Annotated in this window: 21 protein-coding genes; 8 read left to right on the top strand and 13 right to left on the bottom strand. The window is 67.2% G+C overall.

All coding sequences use genetic code 11. The annotated features are described in order from the left end of the window. Nucleotides 1-7 precede the first annotated feature (7 nt). From AC4ELS_RS15320 to AC4ELS_RS15295, 6 genes are read right to left on the bottom strand one after another with little or no spacing between them, the layout of a single operon-like run. A complete protein-coding gene (locus AC4ELS_RS15320; RefSeq protein WP_498884880.1) occupies nucleotides 8-658 on the bottom strand; it encodes a hypothetical protein in 651 nt (216 codons plus the stop codon). Next, the gene (locus AC4ELS_RS15315) at nucleotides 655-1,563 is read right to left on the bottom strand and encodes a VWA domain-containing protein (protein ID WP_498884878.1); all 909 of its coding nucleotides are present in this window, start codon (nucleotides 1,561-1,563) and stop codon (nucleotides 655-657) included. Before AC4ELS_RS15315 ends, AC4ELS_RS15320 begins: the two co-directional genes overlap by 4 nt. After that, nucleotides 1,560-2,519, bottom strand: a complete 960-nt coding sequence (locus AC4ELS_RS15310; RefSeq protein ID WP_499048001.1) for a hypothetical protein — start codon at nucleotides 2,517-2,519, stop codon at nucleotides 1,560-1,562. Before AC4ELS_RS15310 ends, AC4ELS_RS15315 begins: the two co-directional genes overlap by 4 nt. Beyond that, nucleotides 2,510-2,983 carry a hypothetical protein gene (locus AC4ELS_RS15305; RefSeq protein WP_499047999.1) on the bottom strand — a complete coding sequence of 158 codons (474 nt, stop codon included), beginning with the start codon at nucleotides 2,981-2,983 and terminating at the stop codon, nucleotides 2,510-2,512. Before AC4ELS_RS15305 ends, AC4ELS_RS15310 begins: the two co-directional genes overlap by 10 nt. Beyond that, a complete protein-coding gene (locus AC4ELS_RS15300; RefSeq protein ID WP_499047997.1) occupies nucleotides 2,973-3,839 on the bottom strand; it encodes a DUF58 domain-containing protein in 867 nt (288 codons plus the stop codon). The genes AC4ELS_RS15305 and AC4ELS_RS15300 overlap by 11 nt, the downstream gene beginning before the upstream one ends. 7 nt (nucleotides 3,840-3,846) lie before the next feature. Beyond that, nucleotides 3,847-4,848, bottom strand: coding sequence for an AAA family ATPase (locus tag AC4ELS_RS15295; RefSeq protein WP_448444595.1), 1,002 nt, complete (start codon nucleotides 4,846-4,848; stop codon nucleotides 3,847-3,849). 137 nt (nucleotides 4,849-4,985) lie between these two features. Here AC4ELS_RS15295 and AC4ELS_RS15290 point away from each other — a divergent pair, with 137 nt between their 5' ends. Then, on the top strand, nucleotides 4,986-5,435 hold the full coding sequence (locus AC4ELS_RS15290; RefSeq protein WP_498884872.1) for a VOC family protein: 450 nt from the start codon (nucleotides 4,986-4,988) through the stop codon (nucleotides 5,433-5,435). Here AC4ELS_RS15290 and AC4ELS_RS15285 read toward each other — a convergent pair. Next, nucleotides 5,408-8,236, bottom strand: coding sequence for an MMPL/RND family transporter (locus AC4ELS_RS15285; protein ID WP_499047995.1), 2,829 nt, complete (start codon nucleotides 8,234-8,236; stop codon nucleotides 5,408-5,410). The two genes, AC4ELS_RS15290 and AC4ELS_RS15285, sit on opposite strands and share 28 nt — an antisense overlap. A gap of 77 nt (nucleotides 8,237-8,313) precedes the next feature. Here AC4ELS_RS15285 and AC4ELS_RS15280 point away from each other — a divergent pair, with 77 nt between their 5' ends. Beyond that, a complete protein-coding gene (locus AC4ELS_RS15280; protein ID WP_499047993.1) occupies nucleotides 8,314-9,027 on the top strand; it encodes a TetR/AcrR family transcriptional regulator in 714 nt (237 codons plus the stop codon). On the opposite strand, the gene AC4ELS_RS15275 is transcribed toward AC4ELS_RS15280, so the two are convergent. Then, nucleotides 9,024-10,214 (bottom strand): zinc-dependent alcohol dehydrogenase, encoded by a 1,191-nt coding sequence (locus AC4ELS_RS15275; RefSeq protein WP_499047991.1) that lies wholly within the window; start codon nucleotides 10,212-10,214, stop codon nucleotides 9,024-9,026. The two genes, AC4ELS_RS15280 and AC4ELS_RS15275, sit on opposite strands and share 4 nt — an antisense overlap. A 143-nt stretch (nucleotides 10,215-10,357) precedes the next feature. Between AC4ELS_RS15275 and AC4ELS_RS15270 the strand changes: the two genes are divergently transcribed. After that, nucleotides 10,358-10,798 carry a flavin reductase family protein gene (locus AC4ELS_RS15270; protein WP_135362169.1) on the top strand — a complete coding sequence of 147 codons (441 nt, stop codon included), beginning with the start codon at nucleotides 10,358-10,360 and terminating at the stop codon, nucleotides 10,796-10,798. A 3-nt stretch (nucleotides 10,799-10,801) separates the two neighbouring features. Here the strand turns inward: AC4ELS_RS15270 and AC4ELS_RS15265 are convergent, their stop codons facing one another. Both AC4ELS_RS15265 and AC4ELS_RS15260 read right to left on the bottom strand, forming a co-directional pair. Beyond that, the gene (locus AC4ELS_RS15265) at nucleotides 10,802-11,521 is read right to left on the bottom strand and encodes an NUDIX hydrolase (protein ID WP_055118996.1); all 720 of its coding nucleotides are present in this window, start codon (nucleotides 11,519-11,521) and stop codon (nucleotides 10,802-10,804) included. Nucleotides 11,522-11,572: 51 nt separating this feature from the next. Beyond that, a complete protein-coding gene (locus tag AC4ELS_RS15260) occupies nucleotides 11,573-11,950 on the bottom strand; it encodes a nuclear transport factor 2 family protein (protein WP_055118998.1) in 378 nt (125 codons plus the stop codon). Between the two features lie 72 nt (nucleotides 11,951-12,022). Between AC4ELS_RS15260 and AC4ELS_RS15255 the strand changes: the two genes are divergently transcribed. Continuing rightward, nucleotides 12,023-12,718 carry a cutinase family protein gene (locus AC4ELS_RS15255; protein ID WP_055119000.1) on the top strand — a complete coding sequence of 232 codons (696 nt, stop codon included), beginning with the start codon at nucleotides 12,023-12,025 and terminating at the stop codon, nucleotides 12,716-12,718. On the opposite strand, the gene AC4ELS_RS15250 is transcribed toward AC4ELS_RS15255, so the two are convergent. From AC4ELS_RS15250 to AC4ELS_RS15240, 3 genes are all read right to left on the bottom strand, one after another. After that, on the bottom strand, nucleotides 12,669-13,943 hold the full coding sequence (locus AC4ELS_RS15250) for a fatty acid desaturase family protein (RefSeq protein WP_499047988.1): 1,275 nt from the start codon (nucleotides 13,941-13,943) through the stop codon (nucleotides 12,669-12,671). The genes AC4ELS_RS15255 and AC4ELS_RS15250 overlap by 50 nt on opposite strands. Nucleotides 13,944-13,972: 29 nt before the next feature. Beyond that, entirely contained in the window at nucleotides 13,973-15,106 is a 1,134-nt protein-coding gene (locus AC4ELS_RS15245) for a ferredoxin reductase (RefSeq protein WP_463791715.1), read from the bottom strand. Nucleotides 15,107-15,181: 75 nt separating this feature from the next. Next, nucleotides 15,182-16,015, bottom strand: coding sequence for an adenylate/guanylate cyclase domain-containing protein (locus AC4ELS_RS15240; protein WP_499048256.1), 834 nt, complete (start codon nucleotides 16,013-16,015; stop codon nucleotides 15,182-15,184). A gap of 85 nt (nucleotides 16,016-16,100) precedes the next feature. On the opposite strand from AC4ELS_RS15240, the gene AC4ELS_RS15235 reads away from it, so the two are divergent. The 4 genes from AC4ELS_RS15235 (at nucleotide 16,101) to AC4ELS_RS15220 (ending at nucleotide 22,718) form a co-directional block, all read left to right on the top strand. Continuing rightward, on the top strand, nucleotides 16,101-16,574 hold the full coding sequence (locus tag AC4ELS_RS15235) for a carboxymuconolactone decarboxylase family protein (RefSeq protein WP_499047986.1): 474 nt from the start codon (nucleotides 16,101-16,103) through the stop codon (nucleotides 16,572-16,574). Nucleotides 16,575-16,698: 124 nt separating this feature from the next. Further along, the gene (locus AC4ELS_RS15230; protein ID WP_499047984.1) at nucleotides 16,699-19,242 is read left to right on the top strand and encodes a DEAD/DEAH box helicase; all 2,544 of its coding nucleotides are present in this window, start codon (nucleotides 16,699-16,701) and stop codon (nucleotides 19,240-19,242) included. Nucleotides 19,243-19,348: 106 nt separating this feature from the next. Continuing rightward, nucleotides 19,349-21,520 carry an RNA polymerase recycling motor ATPase HelR gene (helR, locus tag AC4ELS_RS15225; protein ID WP_499047982.1) on the top strand — a complete coding sequence of 724 codons (2,172 nt, stop codon included), beginning with the start codon at nucleotides 19,349-19,351 and terminating at the stop codon, nucleotides 21,518-21,520. After that, complete coding sequence (locus tag AC4ELS_RS15220; protein WP_499047980.1) at nucleotides 21,513-22,718, top strand: FAD-dependent oxidoreductase; 1,206 nt, start codon at nucleotides 21,513-21,515, stop codon at nucleotides 22,716-22,718. Before helR ends, AC4ELS_RS15220 begins: the two co-directional genes overlap by 8 nt. Nucleotides 22,719-22,723: the final 5 nt, after the last annotated feature.

Raw genomic sequence — 22,723 nt, 5'->3', positions numbered from 1 at the left:
CCCGAATCTAACCCGTGGCCGCGTCACGCAAGATCTGCTGCAGCCGGTCCAACGGATCACCGGAGGTCGGGTCGAGCCGATTCGGGGGCTGGGTAGGCGCCGTCCCGCCGGCCCCCGGCGGCAGTACCGGCGCTGCCGGTGCTGGGGGTGGCGGGTTCGGCGGCACGATCGCTCCGGCCGCACCGATCTTGCTGTTCAACCGCGCGGGGGCCTCGTTGTCGGCAAAGCAACCCGCAGGGGCACGGTCGATCACCTCCCGTGCGGACAGGTAATGGCTCAGTGCCGTCCGGCCATCGGAAGCCGCGGCGGCACGGTCACCGAGTGACTCGCGTACCAGTTCCAGATTGATCCTCGCCGAACATGATTGAGCTCCATTCAGACGGGCCACCGCGTCACTGAAGTTCTGATCGGCGTCGACGAGCCGGCCCTCGAGAACGGCCAGTGCGCCCGCAGCGAAACTGGCCTTGCCGGGTTCGACGACGTTGAGCATCTGGAGCCGACCCACCTCGCTCCTCAGCGCCTCGGTGTCCCGGTCGGTGAAGCTCGCCGCCGTCGAATTACCGATCAGCACCACCGAGAGGAGTTTGACGATCGCGATGACGAGCACCAACGCCACCGGTGCCGAGTACACCAGAAGGCGGCGACGCACCGTGCTCATGACCGCAGCCCCATGTCGATCAGTCGAGTGCGACGGAATTCACGAAGCACCCGATAGAGCTCGACCAGGATGAGCAGGGCGGCCACAGCGGCGAACACCCAGTACAGCTCCACGGCGATGGTCACCGGTACGGCCGCAGGTGACTGACTTCGGGTTTCGTCGCCCGGCAACGCTTCGGCCAACGGTCTCGCATCCGTACGCGACACGAACGGCACCCCGATCTGCTCGGCCACCCCGCGAAGCGCCTGCGCCCCGGCGTCGTCGTACCCGAGTACCGCGCCCCCGTCCACCGCATTCTCGGTCAGCTGGAATTCACGTTGCGGTGCCTGCGATTCCGGGGCGCCCGCGCCGAGATAGAACACGAGGTTCTGGGCGCGCGGAAATTGCTGTACGGCGCTGATCAGCTGGTAGCGCAGGATGTTGGCGGCGGCGCCGACGTTGGCATCCGGGGTGTCCGACGCCTCGGGTGCGGCATTGGTCGCGGCCACCACGGGGCGCAGGCTCCAGGTGTCGGCGGACAGTGGCCAGTCCACCGACGGGCGGTCGGCGAAGGAAATCAGGGCGAAGCGTGCCTGAGGGTAGCGTTCGATCAGGGCCGTGATGTCGTCGCGGGCCGCCGCGATCCGTTTCCCCGACATGTCCGGTGAACGGTCCAACAGCACAAAGATATTCGGGTCGCGATCGCCGGCGGGTCGGGGCACGGTGTCGTGCGTTCTTCCGGCGACGGGGCCGAGCGCAGCCACCAGCAGCAGCAGGCCGGCTGTGGTGAGTGCCGACCAGCGCCACACCGAGGCCCAACCACCACCCTGCGCCCGGACCCGCCCGAAGCTGATCGCGCGGGCCCCGAGCAGTACCACCGCGAGCACCGCGACCAGCAGCGGCGGCAGGATCGGTTCAAACCTCATCCCCGCATCACCACCGGCCACCACCACAGCACCGCCATGGCCAGCAGCGCGAGCAACACCGGAACCCCCGGCGTTTCGGCCGATCGGACGTCCGCTGACTCACCGGTCGATCCCGCTTGCGGCGGATGGTCCCGGATCTCGGTCAGATGCGAAGCGACATCGGCCGATCCAAACGATCTACCACCGGTGGTGCGGGCCAGTTCGCCGGCAGCGCCATCTCCGGATCCGGGGGTGATCGCGTTGACCTGAACACCGGCCGTCACCGCCAGATCGCGGAGTCGGTCGGTGTCGAACAGCGGTGCCACGTCACCAGGTCGGGGCAGGGACTCAGGGCCCACATAGATCATCGACCGGCGCTGCGCGGACGGCTCGGAAAAGGACGGAAACCCGGTCAGACACATCGCCAGCACATCCTCGACACCGGCGGCGTAATCGACGTAGGACACCGGCGCGACGAACGGCCGCGCACCTTCCTGCTGCCCGAATGCGGCGAACTGTGCTGCGGCGTATTGGTAGTCCCGGGTCAGTGGAATGACCCGCCGGTTCGCCGAGGTCAACCCGACCCGCTCGGTGCCGAAGGAGCCGGCCCGATCGGCGAAGTACCGCAGCGTGGTGCTGACGGCGGGATCGGTGAGCGGGCCGCCGACGCACACCATGATGTCCTCCGGGGTCGCAATCTGGTTGGCACGGCTCCACGACGGCAGGCCGGTGGGACGGGCCGCGATCAGCGCCGAGGCCACGAAGGCAACCGTCAGCGTCACCATGGCGACGACGGCTGCCACGGTTCGCCGGCGCGCGGCGCGCACGTACTCGGGCAGCCGGGTCAGCCGCCGGGTATTGGCCAGCGGCACGAATTCGTCCGGGTCCACCGACTGCTTCGGCAACAGGGCCAGGCCAACGCACCCGGCAAGTGCGAGGCAACCGGCGGCCGCCACCGCCCACCAGATCAGGTCCATCCGCGGATCAACTCCTCGGTGGTGGCGCTGGCCGTACCCGCATCGAGCGTCGAACGGTGGTTGAACTGAATGTCGGTGAGGTCTTCCAGAACCGGTGCGGCGGGCGCCGCGGCACTGTCCGCGATCGCGTCGACCTGCATGTACTGTGCCTGCACTCCGGTGGCAGCATGCAGGAATGCGCGCAGTTCGGCACTCAGCGCCGAACCCGCGCCTGCCGCGGTGAGATCCCCCGCCCGGTAACGGTTTCCGATGTGCCGCACCGCGCGGGCCGACCGTCGGCGCAGCAGTTCGGCCCGGGCGGCGCCGAGGACGGGCAGCTCCCGCACCGCTCGACGCCGCGACGTCAGCACGAAAACCCCTCCGTACCACGCGCACAGCAGCAGGGTCAGGCCGATCGCGATCCACAGCCTCACCGATGAGTAGGGTGTCGGGCCGATCACATCCCGCAGCAGGTCATCCGGCACGGGCGTACACCCCGGTCATCGCGGTCAATGCCGCCCTGATCCGCACGCTCCCGGTCACCCGGGCATGAGGTATTCGCTGCCTGGTCAGGAATTCGGAAAGTTGTTCGCGCCGTTGCGCTTCTGCCCGCCGATAGGCCTCGATGATGTCTTGGTCCAGCCCAGTCAGGATGGGTCGCCCGTCGGCGACCTCATAGCTGCGGCCGGTGTCGCGGTGTGCGCTCACCGCAGGCATGTCACTGACCAGGGGCCACAGCACGTCGTGGCGGGCGGTCAATGAACCAAGGACCTCGGCCAACCGGTCACTCATCTCGGGTTCGTCGGAAACGACGAAGATCAGCAACCGGTGACGGTAATGGCGGGCCACCCACTCGAGCTGAACCAGGATGTCGCTCGGACCGGGATGGTCGGTGGCGTGGTGGTGGAACCGGTGCAGCATGCTCTCGATGTGGGTCTCGCCGCGGCGCAGCCGGATGTCCACATTACCGCGATGGTCGCCGAGCACCATCGCGATCTCGTCGGATCGGGGCAGCGTCATCAATCCGATCGCACCGATGAGGTGTTGGGCCACAGTCCTTTTCAACTCACCCGACGGCGCCAGTGCGCAGCTGTTGCGCCCGGCGTCCGCGATCACCAGGACCTTGTGGTGCTTCTCGGAGACGAACCGCTTGATCAGGGTGTGCCCAGAGCGTGCGGTGGCCTTCCAGTCGATGTCGCGGACGTCGTCACCGGGCACGTAGGGGCGCAGCTCGTCGAATTCCAGGCTGCGGGTGTGCACCAGCGCGTAGCGGCCGCCTTCGAGCAGCCCGCCGATGTCGCGGCCGGCATACGCCTTGGCGGAGTCCAGGTATCTGCCCATCGCGGCCTCACGGGACCTGCACCGCGCGCAGCACCGAATCGATGACGACATCGGGGGTGATTCGGGCGGTGGCGGCTTCGAAGCCGAGGATCAGCCGGTGCCGCAGCACGCGGTGGGCCAGGCGGGCGATGTCATCGGGCACCACGTGGTCCCGTCCGCGCAGCATCGCCAAGGCGCGTGCCGTCCGGCACAGCGCCAGCGTCGCTCGCGGGCTGGCGCCGTACTCGATCACCCGTGCCAGGTTGGCGGGCAGATGCTGTCCGGGCTCACGGGTGACCGCCACCAGGCGGCTGGCGTACTCGACCAGCGCCCGGTCGAGATATACCGTCCGGACGATGTCCTGCACGCGACGTATGTCGTCGATGGTGACGACGGGAGCTGCACGGTTACCCCGGTCGTAGAGGCCTGCGTCCATCCGGGCGGCGATCTCCACCTCGTCCTCGACCGAGGGGTAGCCCACGATCTCCTTGAGCATGAAGCGGTCGGTCTGAGCCTCCGACAGCGGATAGGTGCCCTCCTGGTCGACCGGGTTCTGGGTGGCGATGACGAGAAACGGTTCGGGGATGGGATATTCGACGCCGGCGATCGTGGTCTGGCGTTCCTCCATCGCCTCCAGCATGGCGCTCTGGGTCTTGGCGCTGGATCGGTTGATCTCGTCCAGCAACACGATGTTGGCGTGTACCGGGCCCAGTTGTGTCGCGAACGAGTTGCCGGCCGCCTCGTAGATCTGGGTGCCGATGATGTCGCTAGGCAACAGGTCAGGTGTGCACTGAATACGGCGGAAGCTTCCGTCGATGGACTCGGCCACCACACGGGCGGCCGTGGTCTTGGCCAAGCCGGGCACGCTTTCCAGCAGTAGGTGTCCACCGGCGAGCAGCGCGACCAGCATCGATTCGCGCAAATGGTCCTGGCCGACCACCCGGGCGGAGAACGCCGAGGTCACCGCACCCACAATGCGCTGAGCTTCGGCGGCATCGCGCTGGTCAGCCTGCAATCGCGGTGCGGTCATGGATCCTCTCCGGTTCGGTCGTCCCCCTTCCCCAGACCCAGTCGATGTACCCAGACTTTGCCGATGTCATGCGCGCGGGATTAGTCGGGCCCCGCGCCCGGGTATCCGGGCCGTACGCCACGCGGAGAGGAATTCCGATGGAAAGCAAGGACCTTCCAACTCCCGAAACAGGGATGCTGTTGACCCACTTCTTGACCGTCGCCGACGTGCCGCGATCGAGGGCTTTCTACCGCGACGTGCTCGGCGGCGAGGTGGTGATGGCCGAGGACCCGTGCATCGTCAAACTGGCGAACGGTTGGCTGATCATGAACCCCGGCGGCGGCCCCACACCCGACAAGCCGGACGTGACGCTGCACCCGCCGACCGATCCGCACACCGCGACCAGCTTTCTGAACATCCGGGTGGCCGACATCGACGCGTGTTACCGGGAATGGAGCTCGAAAGGCGCGGAATTCCTGACCCCGCCCATCGACCGGAAGGCCGAAGTCCGGTGCTACATGCGCGATCCGGACGGCTACCTCATCGAGGTGGGTCAGATGACCGGTCTACTGAGCGGCGTTCATGCCGGCACAGGTTCGGCGACCTGACGTGGGCTCACCTGTCCGGCGATGCGCCGGGGCCACCAGAACCAGCGTCCGAGCAGCACGGCGATCGGCGGGACCACGAACGTCCGTACCACCAGGGTGTCGATCATCAGGCCGATGCCGATGGTGGAGCCCACCTGGGCGATCGTCACCACACTGGCGCCGAGCATCGCGAACATGGTCAGCCCGAACACGATCCCGGCGACGGTGACGACGCTGCCGGTACCGGCGAAGGCCCGGATCGTCGCGGTGCGGACGCCGGCCCGCGCCTCGTCACGCAGCCGCATCGCCAACAGCAGGTTGTAGTCCGCACCGACGGCGACCAGGGCGATGAAGGCCAGGGCGGGCACCGCCCAGTGCAGGGGCTGGCCGAACAGGTACTGCCAGACCGCGACACTGGCTCCCAGCGCCGATGCGTAGGAGATCGTGACGGTCGCCAGCACCACGACCCCGGCGACCGGACTGCGCAGCATGCCGGCCACGATCACGAAAATGAGCACCAGCGTGGCGATCACGAGCAGCGTGAAGTCGTGTTGCACGTAGTCGACGAGCTCGGCGGTGGCGGTGCCGACGCCGGTCAGATCGACGACGCCGCTGGAGGCCAGCGGCGTGTCCTTGAGTGCCTCGGTGGCGGCAATACGAATCTCACTCGAGCGGTCCGCACCGTCGCGGCCCCAGGACTCACCGTCGCCGTAGACGAGCAATCGGGTGGCACGGCCGTCCGGGGAGAACATCATGCCCATCACCCGGCGGTACTCCGGGTCGTCGAAAGTCCTTGGTGGCAGATAGAATCCACCTTCGGAGCTGCCGTCGAAGTCGGTGCTGAGCTGCGACAGGTAGGCGGTCATCTGTTGCATCTGCGGGCCGACCGATCCCAGGCTGGAGCGCAGGGTCGACGTGAGAGCACGCAGTTGCGTCAGCGCCGAGCGCATGGTCGCCACTGCATTGGCCGCACCGTCGAGTGAGTTCGTGGCGCTGGTGGCACCGTCGTTGAGTGCCCCCGCCCCACCTGCCAGGGTGCCGGTCGCACTCACCGCGTCGTCGAGGGGCGTGACGATTTTCTGCACTGCCGCGCAGATGGGATTGGCCGCGCAGTTGGGGTTGCTGTTGACGAATTGCCGCAGCGGGTCGGCGTATCCGGAGACCGACTGGAGGTTGCCCTGCAATCCCGACATACCCGTCCCGATGTCCTGTGAGCCGGCCCCGACCCGGTTCAGGCCGTCGACGGCGCCGCTCAAGCCGCGTTGCATGCCGTCGAGGGCGGCGTCGAGTTGGCCGATGGTGGCCGTGACAGTTTCCACGGAGCTCATCCCGTCGAGCGCGGATTGCGCTGTGCCGTCGAGCTGTTCGCCGATCTGGCCGGCCTGGTAGGTCAGGGTGCCCTGGCGCACCGGCATCCCGGCCGGCCTGCTGGCTGATTGAACCGTCCGTACCCCGCGTACTTCCAGGATCTTTCGGGTGACCCGCTCGATCGTGATGAGCCCGGCTGGATTGCGCAGATCGCGATCGGCCTCGACCGAGACGATCTCAGGCAGGAGCCGGTTGTCCGGGAACCGGTCGTGGACCGCCCGGTATCCGCGACTGGAGTCGGTGTCCGCGGGTTGCGCGCTCAGTTCCGCGAAGGAGATGTTGGCGCCGAGCAATGGCACCGCGCAGAAGACCAGCGCAGCCACGGCGACCACCAGGACCGGTCCTGGCCAGCGGGCCACCGCCGTGCCGATCCGGCGCCACCGGTGGCTGATCGTCGCGGCCCGCGGTTCCACCCAACCGCGCCGGCCGAACCAGCCGATCAACGCCGGGGTGAGGGTGAGCGCGCCCAGCATCGCCGCGAGAACACCTATCCCGCTGGGTATCCCGGCGCTGCGCAGAAAGCTCACCTTGGCGAAGGTCAGGCAGAACAACGCGGTGGCAATGGTCGCGGCGGAGCCGGCGATCACCGGGGCCACCCGCCGGTAGGCGTCGGCCAACGCATCCGGTTGCGTCATCCCCGCCCGCCGGTTCTCGTGGTAACGGCCCAGTAGGAAGATGCCGTAGTCGGTCCCCGCGCCCAGCACCATCGCCGACATCAGCGCCACCGAGAACACCGACACCTCGATCACGCCGTGCTCGCCGAGCAGCGCGACCACCGGCCGGGCGACCGCCAGGGACAGACCGACGGAGGCGAGCGGGACTGCGGCTGTGATCGGCGAGCGGTAGACGAACAGCAGCAGGGCCGCGATCAACCCGACCGTCAGGACGGTGATCCTCGCCAATTGCGAGTCCAGCGCGGCGAATTCATCGACCAGGCTGGGACCGGGGCCGGTGACGTGGACACGCAATCCGGGCGGGATGTCAGGCGCGTCGACCGCAGCTCGCAGGGCGGTCACGGCGTCGGTCGCGGTGGTGCTGCCCAATTGGCCGGAGAGCCGGGCCATCAGGTATGCCGACCTGTGGTCCCGGCTTTCGAAGACTCCTGCGGCGGCCGGGTCGTCCCACAGGTCCATCACCGATTCGACGCCGGGAGTGGCGGTGCGCAAGCGGTCGGCCAAGCTGCGGTAGTAGCCGCGGTCGGACTCGCCCAGCGTTCGGTCCGCCTCGAGGACGACGTAGGCGATGTTGTTGCTGTCGGAATCTCCGAACAGCGTGCCCATCCGTTGCGCTGCCTGCGTCGCGCCGGAATCGGTGGGGAAGAACGCCCGGGACTGCTCCTTCACGACATGTTCCAGCTGGGGCACCGCGACGTTGCCGAGGCCGGCCAGGACCAACCAGGCCGCCATGACCAGGAGTGCATACCGACTCACCGCTCGGGCAATGGTCTCCAACATGGCTCCCCCACCATCCATAACAATGTTATTGGCAGGTATAACATTGTTATGGCAGCATGTCCAGGACGATGTCCAGCATGGGAATTCGCGAAAGCTTGATCGAGGAGAGCCTCCAGGTCCTCGAGGAGAGCGGACCTGAGGCACTCAGCGCCCGCATGCTGGCCAAGCGGATCGGCGCGTCGACGATGGCGGTGTACACCCACTTCGAGGGCATGCCCGGCCTCTACGAGGCCCTGGTGCGGGAGTCGTACGTCCGCTTCGGCGAACACCTGAGCCGACGGCCCGACACCGACGACCCGGTGGCGGATCTACTCGCCTCCGGCCTCGCCTACCGCGAGTACGCACTGACCTACCCGCAGCGCTACCGGCTGATGTTCGGGATCACCTCGCCGTCCATCACGCTGCCGATCGGCCGCGATCTCACTGTCGACGGCAACCCGGCAGCCCTGTCCGAGATCAACTCGGTCTTCGCGCAGATCCCGGCATTCGTGGAGCGGTGCATGACCGCAGGCGCGATCGACGAGGGCGATCCGGTGGCCGTGGCCGCGCAGATCTGGACGATGATGCACGGCTACGTCCTGGCCGAGATCATCGGTGTCTTCGGCGTCGACGGCGCGGGAGTCTCGCGGGTGCTCGCACCCCACATCACCAATCTCCTGGTCGGTCTCGGCGGTGACCGCGAACGGATCCAGCTGTCGTTTCAGCGACTGGATCCGCCTGCGACACCACCGCGCCCGGCACCACCCCCGACCGCCACCGTCCGGCGCGGGCGCCGGACCCGCAACCCCTAGGCCGCCCAGGGCCTGAGGATGATCTTGACGGCGCCGTCCTGCTTCTTCTGGAAGATGTCGTAAGCGTGCGGCGCCTCGGCGAGCGGCAGCACATGAGTGGCGAAATCGTCGACGCCCAACGGATCGTCATCGCCGAGCAGCGGCAGGATGTCACCGACCCACTTCTTCACATTTGCCTGTCCCATCCGCAACTGGACCTGCTTGTCGAACAACGTCAGCATCGGCAGTGGGTCCGCCATGCCGCCGTAGACGCCGATGAGAGAAATCGTGCCGCCGCGGCGCACGATGTCGATCGCCGAATAGAACGCGTCCAGCCGGTCCAGCCCGGCGTTCTGCATGAACGGCTTGGCGATCGCGTCGGGCATCAACGCGGTCATCTTCTGCAGGGCGGAGGCCACCGGCGAACCGTGCGCCTCCATGCCCACGGCGTCGATCACCGAATCCGTGCCTCGGCCTTCGGTCATGGACCGCACCACGTCGCCCACCGATTCGTCGAGTGTGTCGAGGTCGATCGTGGTGATGCCGCGCTGTTCGGCACGGGCCAGCCGCTCCCGGATCCGGTCCACCGCGATCACGCGGTAGCCGAGATGTTGTGCGATGCGGGCTGCCATGTCGCCGATCGGCCCGAGCCCGAGGACCGTCACCGATCCCCCATCGGGAATGTCGGCGTAGGCGACGGCCTGCCACGCGGTCGGTAAAACGTCCGAGAGGTAGACGAATCGCGAATCCGGTGGTCCCTCAGGAACTTTGATATGGGTGAACTGCGCCTGTGGTACCCGCAGATACTCGGCTTGGCCGCCGGGAACCCGGCCGTACAGCTCCGAATAGCCGAACAACGCCGCGCCCATGCCCTGATCCTTCACCTGGGTCTTCTCGCACTGCGTGTAGAGCTGCTGATCGCACATGAAGCAGTGACCGCACGAGATCTGGAAGGGAATGACCACGCGTTCGCCCACCGTCAGACTGCCGACGGCGGAACCTACCTCTCGGACGATGCCCATCGGCTCGTGACCCAGGATGTCGCCCGGATGCATGAAGGCACCGAGCACCTCGTAGAGGTGTAGGTCGGAGCCACAGATGTTGGTCGACGTCACCTCGATGATCGCGTCGGTGGGCTCTTGGATTTCGGGGTCGGGCATGGTGTCGACCCGCACATCCCGCCGGCCATGCCAGGTAACGGCTTTCAAGATCTACTCCCATCGCTCGCGGTGTCGCAGATGAGGGCTACCCCGCCGGGCCGGCCCCAAACCGGTACCGCTGTGGTGACAATGGTGTGGTGGCGCAGAGTTGGGAAGGTTTCGACGTATTCGTAGGACTGCTCGATTACCCGATGTTCGTCGTGACGGCACAAGGCGAGGACGGGCCGGCGGGTTGTCTGGTCGGCTTCACCACTCAGGCCAGCATCGACCCGCCCCGGTTCCTGGCCGGAATCTCGAAGGCGAACCACACTTTCGCCGTCGCGGAAACCGCCACCCACCTGGGGGTGCACCTGCTCTCGCACGACGACCTCGACCTGGCCCGCTGGTTCGGCGGCCAGACCGGTGACGAGGTCGACAAGTTCGCCGAGTGCGCGTGGCACCCCGGCCCGGCCGGAATACCAATCCTCGATGCCTCACCGGCCTGGTTCGTCGGCGCGGTCATCGACCGGTTCGACCTCGGCGACCATGTCGGCTACCTGTTGAATCCGGTTGACGGCCAAGCGCCCGGCGACCCGCGGCCATGGGTCAGCCTCGGCGACGTGGCCGACCTCAAGCCCGGACACGACGCCTGAGCATCACTTCCAGGCGAAGACCGGCTGCTCGAGTTCGTCGACCGGATCCGTGCGACCCTCCAGGGCCAACCACCGCAACTGCAACAGCACCGCGCCGGTCGGCGCGTGGATCAGGTCGTTGCCCAAGGGAATCTGCACCACCGGGCGCGGGCTCTCCGGGATCGTGATGAACCGCGGCGAATCCTCGCGCTGCAGCTGGTGCAGGCCCACGCGGTACGCCGCCACCACCTCGTCGGGAGACGGCCGTAGCTCCAACCGCCCGCCGCCCCAGATCACCACCGGGGTGATGACGTAGCCGGAGCGCGTCGGGTAGTCGTCCAGCAGTCCCAGCACCGATGAGTCCGACAGGCTCACCCCGACCTCTTCGTCCAGTTCCCGCAGCGCGGCCTCGACCGCATTCTCACCCGGGTCCAGCCGGCCGCCGGGCAGCGCCCACTGCGCGGCGTGCGACGACAATCGAGATGTCCTGCGGCACAACAAAAAAGCCGCCCCGCCTGACACATCCACCATCCGGCCGTCCAGCCCGGGTTCCGGCATCGGCCGCCCGCCGATCCACTCGTCGACCGGAGCCGGATCCACCCGGTCCTCACCGAGTTCGGAATCGACCAACACCACCGCGACCGCCGCATGCCGCTTCGTCGGGTCGGTCACGGCGCGGCGCTCGTGCCCCGCCAGATGCGCCCCGATGCGTTCCCGCAGGGCTTCGTCATAGGCGATCGTCACCGCTCGACCATATGCGGGTACGCCGAAGACCCGACGCCGAGGTGACGCCCGCTACTGGTCCGGCTTGCGGGTCTGCTGATACAGCGCGAGCTTCCAGGCTCCGTCGACCCGGTGGTAAACGCTGGACATGGCGCCGACGAAGGCGGGCTCCTCCCCCTCGCGATAGGCCGTACCGGTGTACACCAGGGCGGCGGTGTCGTCGTCGAGCACGATGAGCCGCACCCCGCTGATCTCATAGGCACGCCACGGCGGCGACTCCGAGAGTGCGCTGACGACCGTGTTGCGGTCCATCACCATGCCGTTGGCGAGCACCATCACCGCATCGGGCAGCATCAGCTCGCCGTAGAAATCGGCGCCGGTGGACTCGCACAGCGAGTCCCACCCGGCACGTTCGATGTGCAGGAGTTCGTCGGAAACTTGGCTGGTCACTGCTGGGTGATACCCGTTACTCGGACCCGGTATGCCTGGGCAACATTGTTAAAACAGTGGTAGAAGTGACGTGTGGGTGTCCGTCAGGTATCGGCCCTCGCGGGCATCGCAGCAGTGGCTGCGACCGCCGCGCTGGGCACGATCGCGACGCCCATCGCGATACCCTCCGCCTCAGCCGCACCCGACTGTCCAGACATCGAGGTCGTCTTCGCCCGCGGCACCGACGAACCCGCCGGTATCGGCAATGTCGGCAAGGCGTTCGTCGACACGCTGCGCCCCATGGTCAAGGGCTCGACGATCGGCACCTACGCGGTCCAGTACCCCGCGTCGTGGGACTTCATGAAGGCCGCGGCCGGCGCCACCGACATGAGCAAGCGCGTCCAGGCCACCGCGGCCCGGTGCCCCAAGACCAAGATCGTGATGGGCGGCTATTCACAGGGCGCGGCCGTCGTCGACGTGGTGGCCACCTCGCCGATCGCCGGTCTGGGCTACAGCGCCCCACTGCCCGCAGCGGTCGTCCCGCGCGTCGCGTCGGTCGTGGTCTTCGGGAACCCGTCGGCGCGCCTCGGTCAGCCGTTGACCCGGATGAGCCCGGACTTCGGCGCCAGGACCGCGGACCTGTGCAACACCAACGACCCGATCTGTTCACTCGGCCGGGACTGGAATGCGCACATCACCTATCCGAAATCGGGCCTGATCAAGCTCGCCGCGCAATGGGTCACGCGTCACGTCCAGCCGCCGCCTCCAGCGCCGGCTGCTCGACGGTGATCGGACCGGTTTCCAGCTCGCGCAAAGCAGTTCGCAGGCCTCGGCGCCTACCGGTCCGAGGATCGACCCCGAAGCTCTCGCGCATACCCGCCCGCACCCGGAACTTGAGCTCCGAATGAGTTTCGGGAGCGTCGTCGGAAGTGGCCTTGAGCAGCTTGTCGGGCAGCGCCAGCTTCAGGATGGTCCAGAACGACTGAGAGTACTGGCGGGGAAGTGATCCCGTTGTGTATGGCAGATCGTACTTGTCGCACAGCGCCCGCACCCTCTGGCTGATCTCGGCGTACCGGTTGCTGGGTAGGTCCGGAAACAGGTGATGCTCGATCTGGTAGCACAAGTTGCCGCTCATGAATGCCATCAGCGGCCCGGCATGAAAGTTCGCCGACGCGAGCATCTGGCGCAGATACCACTCTCCCGGAGTCTCCCGGTCGAACTCCTCGCGGGTGAACTTCTCTGCGCCGTCGGGGAAATGCCCGCAGAAGATGACGACGTAGGCCCAGTAGTTGCGGATCAGGTTCGCGATGAAGTTGGCTTTGAGGGTGTGCTTCCAGTTCGGTCCCGACAAGGCCGGGTAGACGAGGTAGTCCTTGCCCGCCTGCTTACCGACCTTCTTGCCGATCACTCGTAGGTCCTTGCGCACCTCCGCCATCGACTTCTCGCCCTTGCGGAACCTGGTGGTCTCCAGTCCGTGTGCGGCGACACCCCATTCGAACAGTGTGCCGAGCAGCAGGTTGTAGATCGGATTGCCGATCATCCACCGCTCCCACCGCTGGTCGCGCGTCAACCGCATGATGCCGTAGCCGATGTCGTCGTCGAGACCGACGACGTTGGTGTACTTGTGGTGGATGAAGTTGTGGGACTTCTTCCAGTGCACACTGGGCGCGGTGGTATCCCATTCCCACTCCGTGGAATGAATTTCAGGGTCGTTCATCCAGTCCCACTGGCCATGGATGATGTTGTGCCCCAACTCCATGTTCTCGATGATCTTGGCGGTGGCGAGCATCCCGATACCGGCGTATCGGGCGATCCGGTTTCCACTGGCGAACAATGCGACTCGACCGCCTGCGGCGAGTGCGCGCTGCAGCTGGATGGCCCGGCGGATGTAACGGGCGTCGCGCTGCCCTCGGGATTCCTCGACGTCCGTGCGGATCGCGTCGAGTTCAGCGGCAAGTGCCTCGACATCCTCGTCGGTGAGGTGCGCATACTGCTTGATGTCGGCGATGGCCATGTTCCTCCTTGCGGTTCTCGAAGACGTCCTCAAACGTTCAACGTGCAGTCCCCTGAAGCCGTGGAGATGCAGGTGTTGATCCGGTCACCCGCACCGTGCTCCTCGCCGGATCGGAAATCCCGGACGTGCCCGGATTCCAGTGGCAGCACGCAGGTCTGACAGATGCCCATCCGGCAACCGAAGGGCATCTGGATTCCGACCTGCTCACCTGCTTCCAGAAGCGATGTGGCGCCGTCGATCTCGACGCTCTTGTCGGAGAAGGCGAAGGTCACCGTGCCACCCTCACCGCCTCGGTCGGTCCTGGCGATGACGAACCTTTCGGTGTGCAGGTTTTCGGTCCGTCCCGCATCCGCCCAAAAGGATTCGATGGTGTCGAGCATCTCCGGCGGGCCACAGGCCCAGGTCGGCCGCTGCGCCCAGTCCGGGGCGATGTCGGACAGCGCGGCACCGAAATCGAGGTGTCCCTGTTCCTCGGTCAGGTGCAGATGCAACCGGTAGCCGGTGAGCTGCTGGTCGAGGTTGCGTAGCTCGTCGTAGAAGATCACGGCGTCGGTACCGGGTGCGGAGTGGATGTGCACGATGTCGGGGTTCTGTCCGCGATGTCTCAACGACCGGAGCATCGCCATGATCGGCGTGATGCCGCTGCCTGCCGACACCAACAACAGCTTGGCCGGCGGCGGATCGGGCAGCGCGAAGTCGCCCCGAGGTGAGGCGAGCCGCACGATGGTCCCCGGGTTCACCCCGTTGACCAGATGAGTGGACAGGAAGCCCTCCGGAGTGGCTTTGACCGTGATCGAGATCAAGTCGGCCTTGCGGCGCGGCACCGACGTCAGCGAATACGACCGCCAGTGCCAACGCCCATCGATGTGCAGGCCGATGCCCACATACTGGCCCGGTTTGTAGTCACCTGAGAAGCCCCAACCCGGCTTGATCGTCACAGTGGCCGAGTCAGGTGTCTCCGTGCGTACCTCAACGACCTCACCGCGTAGTTCCCGTGCCGACCACAGCGGGTTCAGGAGCTGGAGATAGTCGTCCGGCAACAGCGGCGTGGTGGCCCGCGCCAGCAAGCCGCGCACGACGTTGACATTGCGGGGGGAAGCGGTCTCGACGCCCCGCGCCGGCTTCTCTGTCCAGCGCGTCAACCGCCGCAACGTCCCCGTCATCGGCGCTCACCGCGCCAGTGCCGAAACCTCAGGTCTGGTGAACACATGTATGCCGAGTACCCACACGGGCTCAGCTCACACGCCGGCCTCATGCTCGGCCGGCACCGGGTAGAGGACGTGGGTCCCCGGAAGTCCCTTGAGCTCGACCTCCCTGGGAACGCCCAGCATGACGTCGTCGAGGTGCTTGACCGCCTCCCCGACCGGTTCGCTGACCAGGATCTCGCCGCCGCCGGCCTGCCCGGCGACCCGCGCCGCCATCGCCACGTCGAGCCCGAACAGATCGTCGCCACGGCGCACCGATGTGCCCATGTGCACACCGATGCGCACCCGGATCGCCTGCCAGCGCTGGGGGTTCTCCGCGAGCGCGCGCTGCACGTCGGTGGCGAAGCGCACCGCGTTCTCCGGGTCGGCGAACGCGATCATGAACCCGTCACCCTGGGTCTTGACCACATGACCGCCATGCTTGTCGACCCGCGCCTGAACAAGTTTGTTGTGCTTCTCCAGCAGCTTCACCCAGGCCCGGTCACCCATCGCGGCGTTGTATTCGGTCGAGCCCTCGATGTCGGAGAAGACGATGACGACGCGCCCGTCAGCCGTCAGCCGGGCCAGATCCGGGCGTTCCACCTGGGCCCATCCGGCCAGATCTTCGATCGAGTTGCGCACCGTCGCGCCCAGGCCCTTGTTGATCAGCATGTCGGCGGTCTGAAAGACCGTCTTGATCGCCAGGGGTGCCACCCCGCGACGACGCTTCCGCCGCCGGTCCTCGTCGTCGAGCTTCATGCGCTCGATCTCACGGCGGGCGTTGTTCAGCTGACGCCGGCTCACGATGAACAGCACCAGGAACGTCACGAACGCCGCGAACAGCGCGACGACAACCACCAGCAGGACAACCTCGACAGTGGACGGCATCGACACCCGCTGATTATCGCCGCATGTCACATTTCGTCGATTCGCGGTGTCCCAAGGGGGTAGTCACCGACAACTAGGAGTCACCATGGATGCTCGTTTGAACCTGTTCGAGAACCGGACCGCGGTCAAGATGCTCAAGTACGTCACCTCGGCCGGCAAGGTCATCACGGACTCGGCGCTCCCCGACACCACGCAGCAATTGGTGGCACTGCGCGCCAGCCAGATCAATGGCTGCGCCTTCTGCACCGACATGCACACCAAGGACGCCGCGCTCGCCGGGGAGACCCAGCAGCGCCTGCACCTGGTCGCGGCCTGGCGGGAGGCCACCGTGTTCACCGAAGCCGAACGCGCTGCCCTGGAACTGACCGAGCAGGGCACCCGGATCGCCGACGCCGCAGGCGGCGTCAGCGACGAGGTGTGGGCGAACGCGGTCAAGCACTACGACGAGGATCAGCTGGCCGCCCTGGTGTGCCTCATCGCCTTCATGAACACCGTCAACCGCCTGAACGTGATCGTTCAGATGCCCGCAGGGGACTACCAGCCAGGTCAGTTCGGATAGCGATGCTGCGCTCGCGTTCGTAACGCAGTGGCGGGCGAGAGGCCAGTTCTTCGCCACAGCGTTACGAACGTGAACCGTGCCCGGCGATCGACGGGGCCGGCCAACTGGCACGCTGGTCATCAATATGACCACTCCCCTGCTCGACGATCCGAACGACCTCTCGGCACTGCAAGCCAAGGGCGGTGACGCCGACGCTCTGTTCACCGACTTCGCCGGCTGGGCCGAGGCCAACGGCACCACGCTCTACCCCGCGCAGGAGGAGGCGCTGATCGAACTGGTCAGCGGAGCGAACGTGATCCTCGCGACGCCGACCGGTTCCGGAAAGTCGCTGGTGGCCACCGGCGCGATCTATGCGGCACTCGCCGCGGACCGCGTCAGTTTCTACACCGCCCCGATCAAGGCGCTGGTCAGTGAGAAGTTCTTCGCGCTGTGCGACGTGTTCGGGGCCGACAACGTCGGCATGCTGACCGGGGACGCATCGGTCAACGCCGACGCACCGATCATCGCCTGCACCGCCGAAATCTTGGCCAACCTCGCGTTGCGGGAGGGCGCCGACGCTGACATCGGCCTGGTGGTGATGGACGAGTTCCACTTCTACGGCGACCCGGACCGCGGCTGGGCCTGGCAGGTGCCACTGCTGGAACTTCCCAAGGCCCAGTTCCTGCTGATGTCGGCCACGCTGGGCGACGTCGAATTCCTGCGCAAGGACCTGACCCGGCGCACCGGACGGGAGACGGCCCTGGTGGCCGGGGCGCAACGGCCGGTGCCGCTGTTCTTCTCATATGCCACCACGCCGATGCACGAGACCATCGCCGACCTGCTCGATACCAAGCAGGCCCCGATCTACGTCGTGCACTTCACCCAGGCCTCGGCGCTGGAGCGGGCGCAGGCCCTGATGAGTGTCAACGTCAGCACCAAGGAGGAGAAGGCCGCGATCGCCGAGATGATCGGCGGTTTCCGCTTTTCCACGACATTCGGAACCACGTTGTCGCGGCTGGTGCGCCACGGCATCGGCGTCCACCACGCCGGCATGCTGCCCAAGTACCGCCGGCTGGTGGAACAGTTGGCCCAGGCCGGGTTGCTCAAGGTGATCTGCGGTACCGACACCCTCGGCGTCGGGATCAACGTGCCGATCCGCACCGTCGTCTTCTCCGCGCTGTCCAAATACGACGGCACCCGGATGCGGTTGCTCAACGCCCGCGAGTTCCACCAGATCGCCGGGCGCGCCGGCCGCGCCGGATACGACACCGCGGGCACCGTGGTGGTGCAGGCGCCCGACCACGAGGTCGAGAACATCAAGCAGTTCGCCAAGGTCGCCGACGATCCTAAGAAGCGCCGAAAGTTGGTGCGGCGCAAGGCGCCTGAGGGCATGGTGCCGTGGGGCGAGAACACCATGAACCGGCTGATAGAGGCCGCGCCCGAGGCGTTGACCAGCAACATGCGGGTGTCGACGGCGATGATCCTCGACGTGGTGGACCGTCCCGGCGATCCGTTCGCGGCGATGCGGCGCCTGCTCACCGACAACCATGAACCGCGCAAACGTCAGCTGAAACACATCCGGGAGGCCGTGGGCATCGCCCGGTCCCTGCTGCAGGCCGGCGTCGTGGAACGTCTCGACGAACCCGAGGCCGATGGTCGTCGCTACCGGCTGACCGTCGACCTGCCGCCCGATTTCGCGCTCAACCAACCGCTGTCGACCTTCGCTCTGGCCGCGGTGGACGTGCTCGATCCCGACGCGGAAGATCCAGCAAGCTATGCCTTGAATGTCATTTCGGTGATCGAGGCGACCCTGGAAGATCCCCGCCAGATTCTGGCCGCGCAGCTGAACAAGGCCAGGGGCGAAGCGGTGGCCGAGATGAAGGCCGAGGGCATCGAGTACGACGAACGCATCGAACTGCTCGACGAGGTCACCTATCCCAAGCCGCTGGCCGAACTGCTGCAACACACCTACGAGGTGTACCGCCAGACCAATCCGTGGGCGGCCGACGGGCACCTGTCGCCCAAGTCGGTGGTGCGTGAGATGTGGGAACGGGCCCTGACCTTCCGTGAGTACATCAGCGTCTATGGGCTGACCCGCTCCGAAGGCGCGGTGCTGCGCTACCTGTCGGATGCGTTCAAGGCGCTGCGCTCCGGTGTGCCCGCCTCGGCGCGGACCGAGCAACTCGCCGACATCGTCGAATGGCTCGGCGAATTGGTGCGCCAGGTGGATTCCAGCCTGCTCGACGAGTGGGAGCAGCTGACGAGTCCGGACCAACCTCACGACGCACCGGTGGCGGTTCCGGCCCGACCACGGCCGCTGACCGGCAACGAGCGGGCATTCACCGCGATGGTGCGCAACGCACTGTTCCGTCGGGTGGAGTTGTTCGCGCGGGCCCGCTGGGACGAGCTCGGTGCGCTGGACGCCTCATCCGGGTGGACGGCCGAACGCTGGGCCGAAATCGGGGAAGAGTACTTCGACGAGCACGCCGAGGTGGGCACCGGAGCAGATGCTCGGGGCCCGGCGTTGCTGATCTTCGACCGGCAGCCGCAGGTGTGGCGGATTCGACAGATCCTCGAAGATCCTGCCGGAGATCACGATTGGGGCTTCGACGTGGAAGTCGACCTGGCCGCGAGCGACGAAGAGGGTGCCGCGGTGCTGCGTATCGTGGATGTCGGCCGGATGGGGTGAGCGCTTGCTGACCTGAATTTTATCGCGACCCCGGGGCCTTGCGGCAAGGCCCCGGTGATGGCGCACAATCGCTGGCCGGAGCAAGCCACGGAGGAACAGGGAGCACGTGCCAGCTGACGATCACGATGTCGAAGTGCAGTCCGAACAGACCTATGTCGACGGGCTCTATACCCGCCTGGACGCCGAACGCATCCGGGTGCGTGACCGCTACCGCACCGCGCTGCGCGAGCACGGCGGCTCCGCGGTGGAACGCGACGCCGAGGTGCGCGCATTGGCCAAGGAAGCCAACCGGCTCGACGTGGCCGACAACGGCCTGTGCTTCGGGCGGCTGGAAACCGTTGCCGGGGAACATCTCTACGTCGGGCGCCTCGGCATCTTCGATCGCGAGGACGACTACGAGCCGTTGCTGCTGGACTGGCGGGCACCGCTGGCGCGACCGTTCTACACCGCAACCGGGGCCAACCCGGAGAACATGCGCCGGCGGCGCCAGTTCCGCACCCTGGGTCGGCGGGTGCTCGATTTCACCGACGAGGTGCTGGGCCGGCCCACCGCGGGCGACGAAGGTGACGAGGACGCCGCACTGCTGGCCGCGGTGAACGCTCCGCGCGGCGAGGGCATGCGCGACATCGTCGCCACGATCCAGTCCGAGCAGGACGAGGTCATCCGCAACGAACACACCGGCGTGCTGGTGGTCGAGGGCGGCCCTGGCACCGGGAAGACCGTGGTGGCGCTGCACCGGGTGGCCTACCTGCTCTACACCCACCGGGAGCGGATCGAACGTCACGGCGTGCTCGTGGTCGGACCCAACGAGGCGTTCCTGAACCACATCGGCCGGGTGCTGCCCTCACTGGGCGAGTCCGACGCGGTGTTCATGACGCCCGGCGACCTGGCTCCCGGCCTGCACGTCACCGCCGAGGACGCACCCGAGGTGGCCGCGATCAAGGGCTCGTTGAAGATCCTCGACGTGCTGGCCGCCGCGGTCGCCGACCGCCAGGAGGTCCCCGACGAGCCGATCTACATCGAACTGCCCGATGTCACCGTCCGCATCGACGCCGAAACCGCGCAGTGGGCCATCGAGGAGGCCCGTGAAACGGGACTACCGCACAACGAGGCGCGTACGACGTTCCGCGACATCGTCACCTACGTCCTCACCGAACGTGCCGTCGCGCGTATCGGCAAGGGCTGGTTGAGCCGTCAGGACAAGGCGGCGTGGGAGGAGCTGCGGGCCAGCGTGGTCAGCGAGCTCGACGAGAACGCGGCGTTCGCCGCGGCACTAGATCGACTCTGGCCGATCCTGACCCCGGAGACCCTGCTGGCCCCGCTGTATTCGTCGGCCGAGAGGTTGGCCGCGGCCGGCGCCGACCCTCGCCTGTTGCGTACCGACGGCAGCGCCTGGACCGTGTCGGACGTGCCGTTGCTCGACGAGCTGGTCGACCTCCTGGGCCGGGACAAGGCGGGCGAGGAAGCCGCCGAACGCGAACGGCGCGAGGAAGCCGCCTACGCCGCAGGCGTGCTCGATCTGATGATCGCCCGCGAGGACCTGATGGACGACGAGGACCACCTGCTGGCCAGCGACCTCATCGACGCCGAGGACCTGGCCGACCGGTTTCTCGAGCGCGACACCCGGGAACTCGCCGAACGCGCTGCGGCCGACCGGGATTGGACCTACGGTCATGTTGTGGTCGACGAAGCCCAGGAACTGTCCGAGATGGACTGGCGGGTGTTGATGCGTCGGTGTCCACGCCGGTCCTTCACGGTGGTCGGCGACCTGGCTCAGCGCCGCTCGGCCGCCGGCGCCCGGTCCTGGGACGCGATGCTCGAACCCTACGTGCCCGGCCGGTGGATCTACCGGACCCTGTCGGTCAACTACCGGACCCCGGCCGAGATCATGGCGGTGGCCGGGGCGCTGCTCGCCGAGTTCGCGCCCGGCGTCAAACCGCCGGAGTCCGTCCGGTCCTGCGGTGTGCAGCCGTGGGCCAGGCAGCTGGCCGCCGCTGAAATCCCATCAGCTGTCGAGGAATTCGTGCGGGAGGAAGCCACCCGCGAGGGCACGTGTGTGGTGATCGGCCCACCCGGCGTGCCCGGTGCGGTGGCACCGTCGGAAACCAAGGGCCTCGAGTTCGACGCCGTGCTCGTGGTGGAACCCGCACACATCCTGGCCGACGGCGACCGCGGCGCCGCCGAGTTGTATGTCGCCCTCACCCGCGCGACGCAGCGCCTCGGCGTGCTCCACACCGAACCCCTGCCCGACGCGCTGAACGGACTCGCCCATGCCTGACACCACCTGCGTGATCGCGGGCGGCGGCCCCGCCGGAATGATGCTTGGGCTGATCCTGGCCAGGTGCGGGGTACCGGTCACCGTCATGGAGAAGCACGCCGACTTCCTGCGCGACTTCCGCGGCGACACCGTGCACCCGAGCACCATGCGCATGCTCGACGAGCTGGGACTCTTCGGAGAGTTCGACAAGATCGGCTACAGCAAGGTGGAAAAGGGCGAGTTCACGGTCGACGGCGAGCCGGTGACGCTGGTCGACTTCCGTCGGCTGCGCCAGCCCCATCCATACGTGGCGATGGTGCCGCAGTGGGACTTCCTCGACCTGCTGGCCGATGCGGGCAGAGCGGAACCCAACTTCACCCTGCGCATGCAGACCGAGGTGACCGGACTACTGCGCGAAGGCGAGCGCGTCACCGGGGTCCAATACACCAGTCCGGACGGGGACGGGGAACTGCGCGCCGAGCTCACCGTGGCCTGCGACGGGCGCACGTCGCTGGTCAGGCGGGAGGCCGGACTCAACACCCGGGACTACCCGGTGCCCTTCGACGTGTGGTGGTTCCGCCTGCCGCGCACCGAAGATGGCCAGTACTCACTGATCCCGCGGACCGCGCCCGGACGGGCGTTGATCATGATTCCCCGCACCGGCTACTTCCAGGTCGCCTACCTGATCCCGAAGGGCAGCGACGCCGGACTCCGGGCCCGCGGCCTGGACGCCTTCCACGCCGAACTCGCCGAACTCATTCCGGAGGCCGATCCCGGCGCACTCACCTCCTGGGACGACATCAAGCATCTCGATGTCCAGCTCAACCGGCTGGAGCGGTGGCACCGCGACGGCCTGCTGTGCATCGGCGATGCCGCCCACGCGATGTCGCCGGTCGGCGGGGTCGGAATCAATGTCGCCATCCAGGACGCCGCGGCGGCCGCGCGCCTGCTGTACCAACCGCTACGGGAGCATCGGGTCACCGGCTCCGACCTCGCCGCTGTGCAGCGTCGGCGCACGCTGCCCACTGTCATCACCCAAGGCTTCCAACGGATCCTGCATCGCCGGGTGATTGCGCCCGTCATGGCCGGGGCCGACATCACCCCGCCCGGAGCTCTGCTGAAGATCGTGCACCGGTTCCCCCAGCTGACCACGATTCCGGCGTACCTGGTCGGTACCGGGGTGCGTCCCGAGCACGTCGCCGCACCGGCCCGCCGATAGGTGCG

Source organism: Mycobacterium shunyiense, from assembly GCF_058270035.1.
Note: the sequence above shows the minus strand (reverse complement) of the source record. Positions and strands in the feature narration are given on the sequence as shown.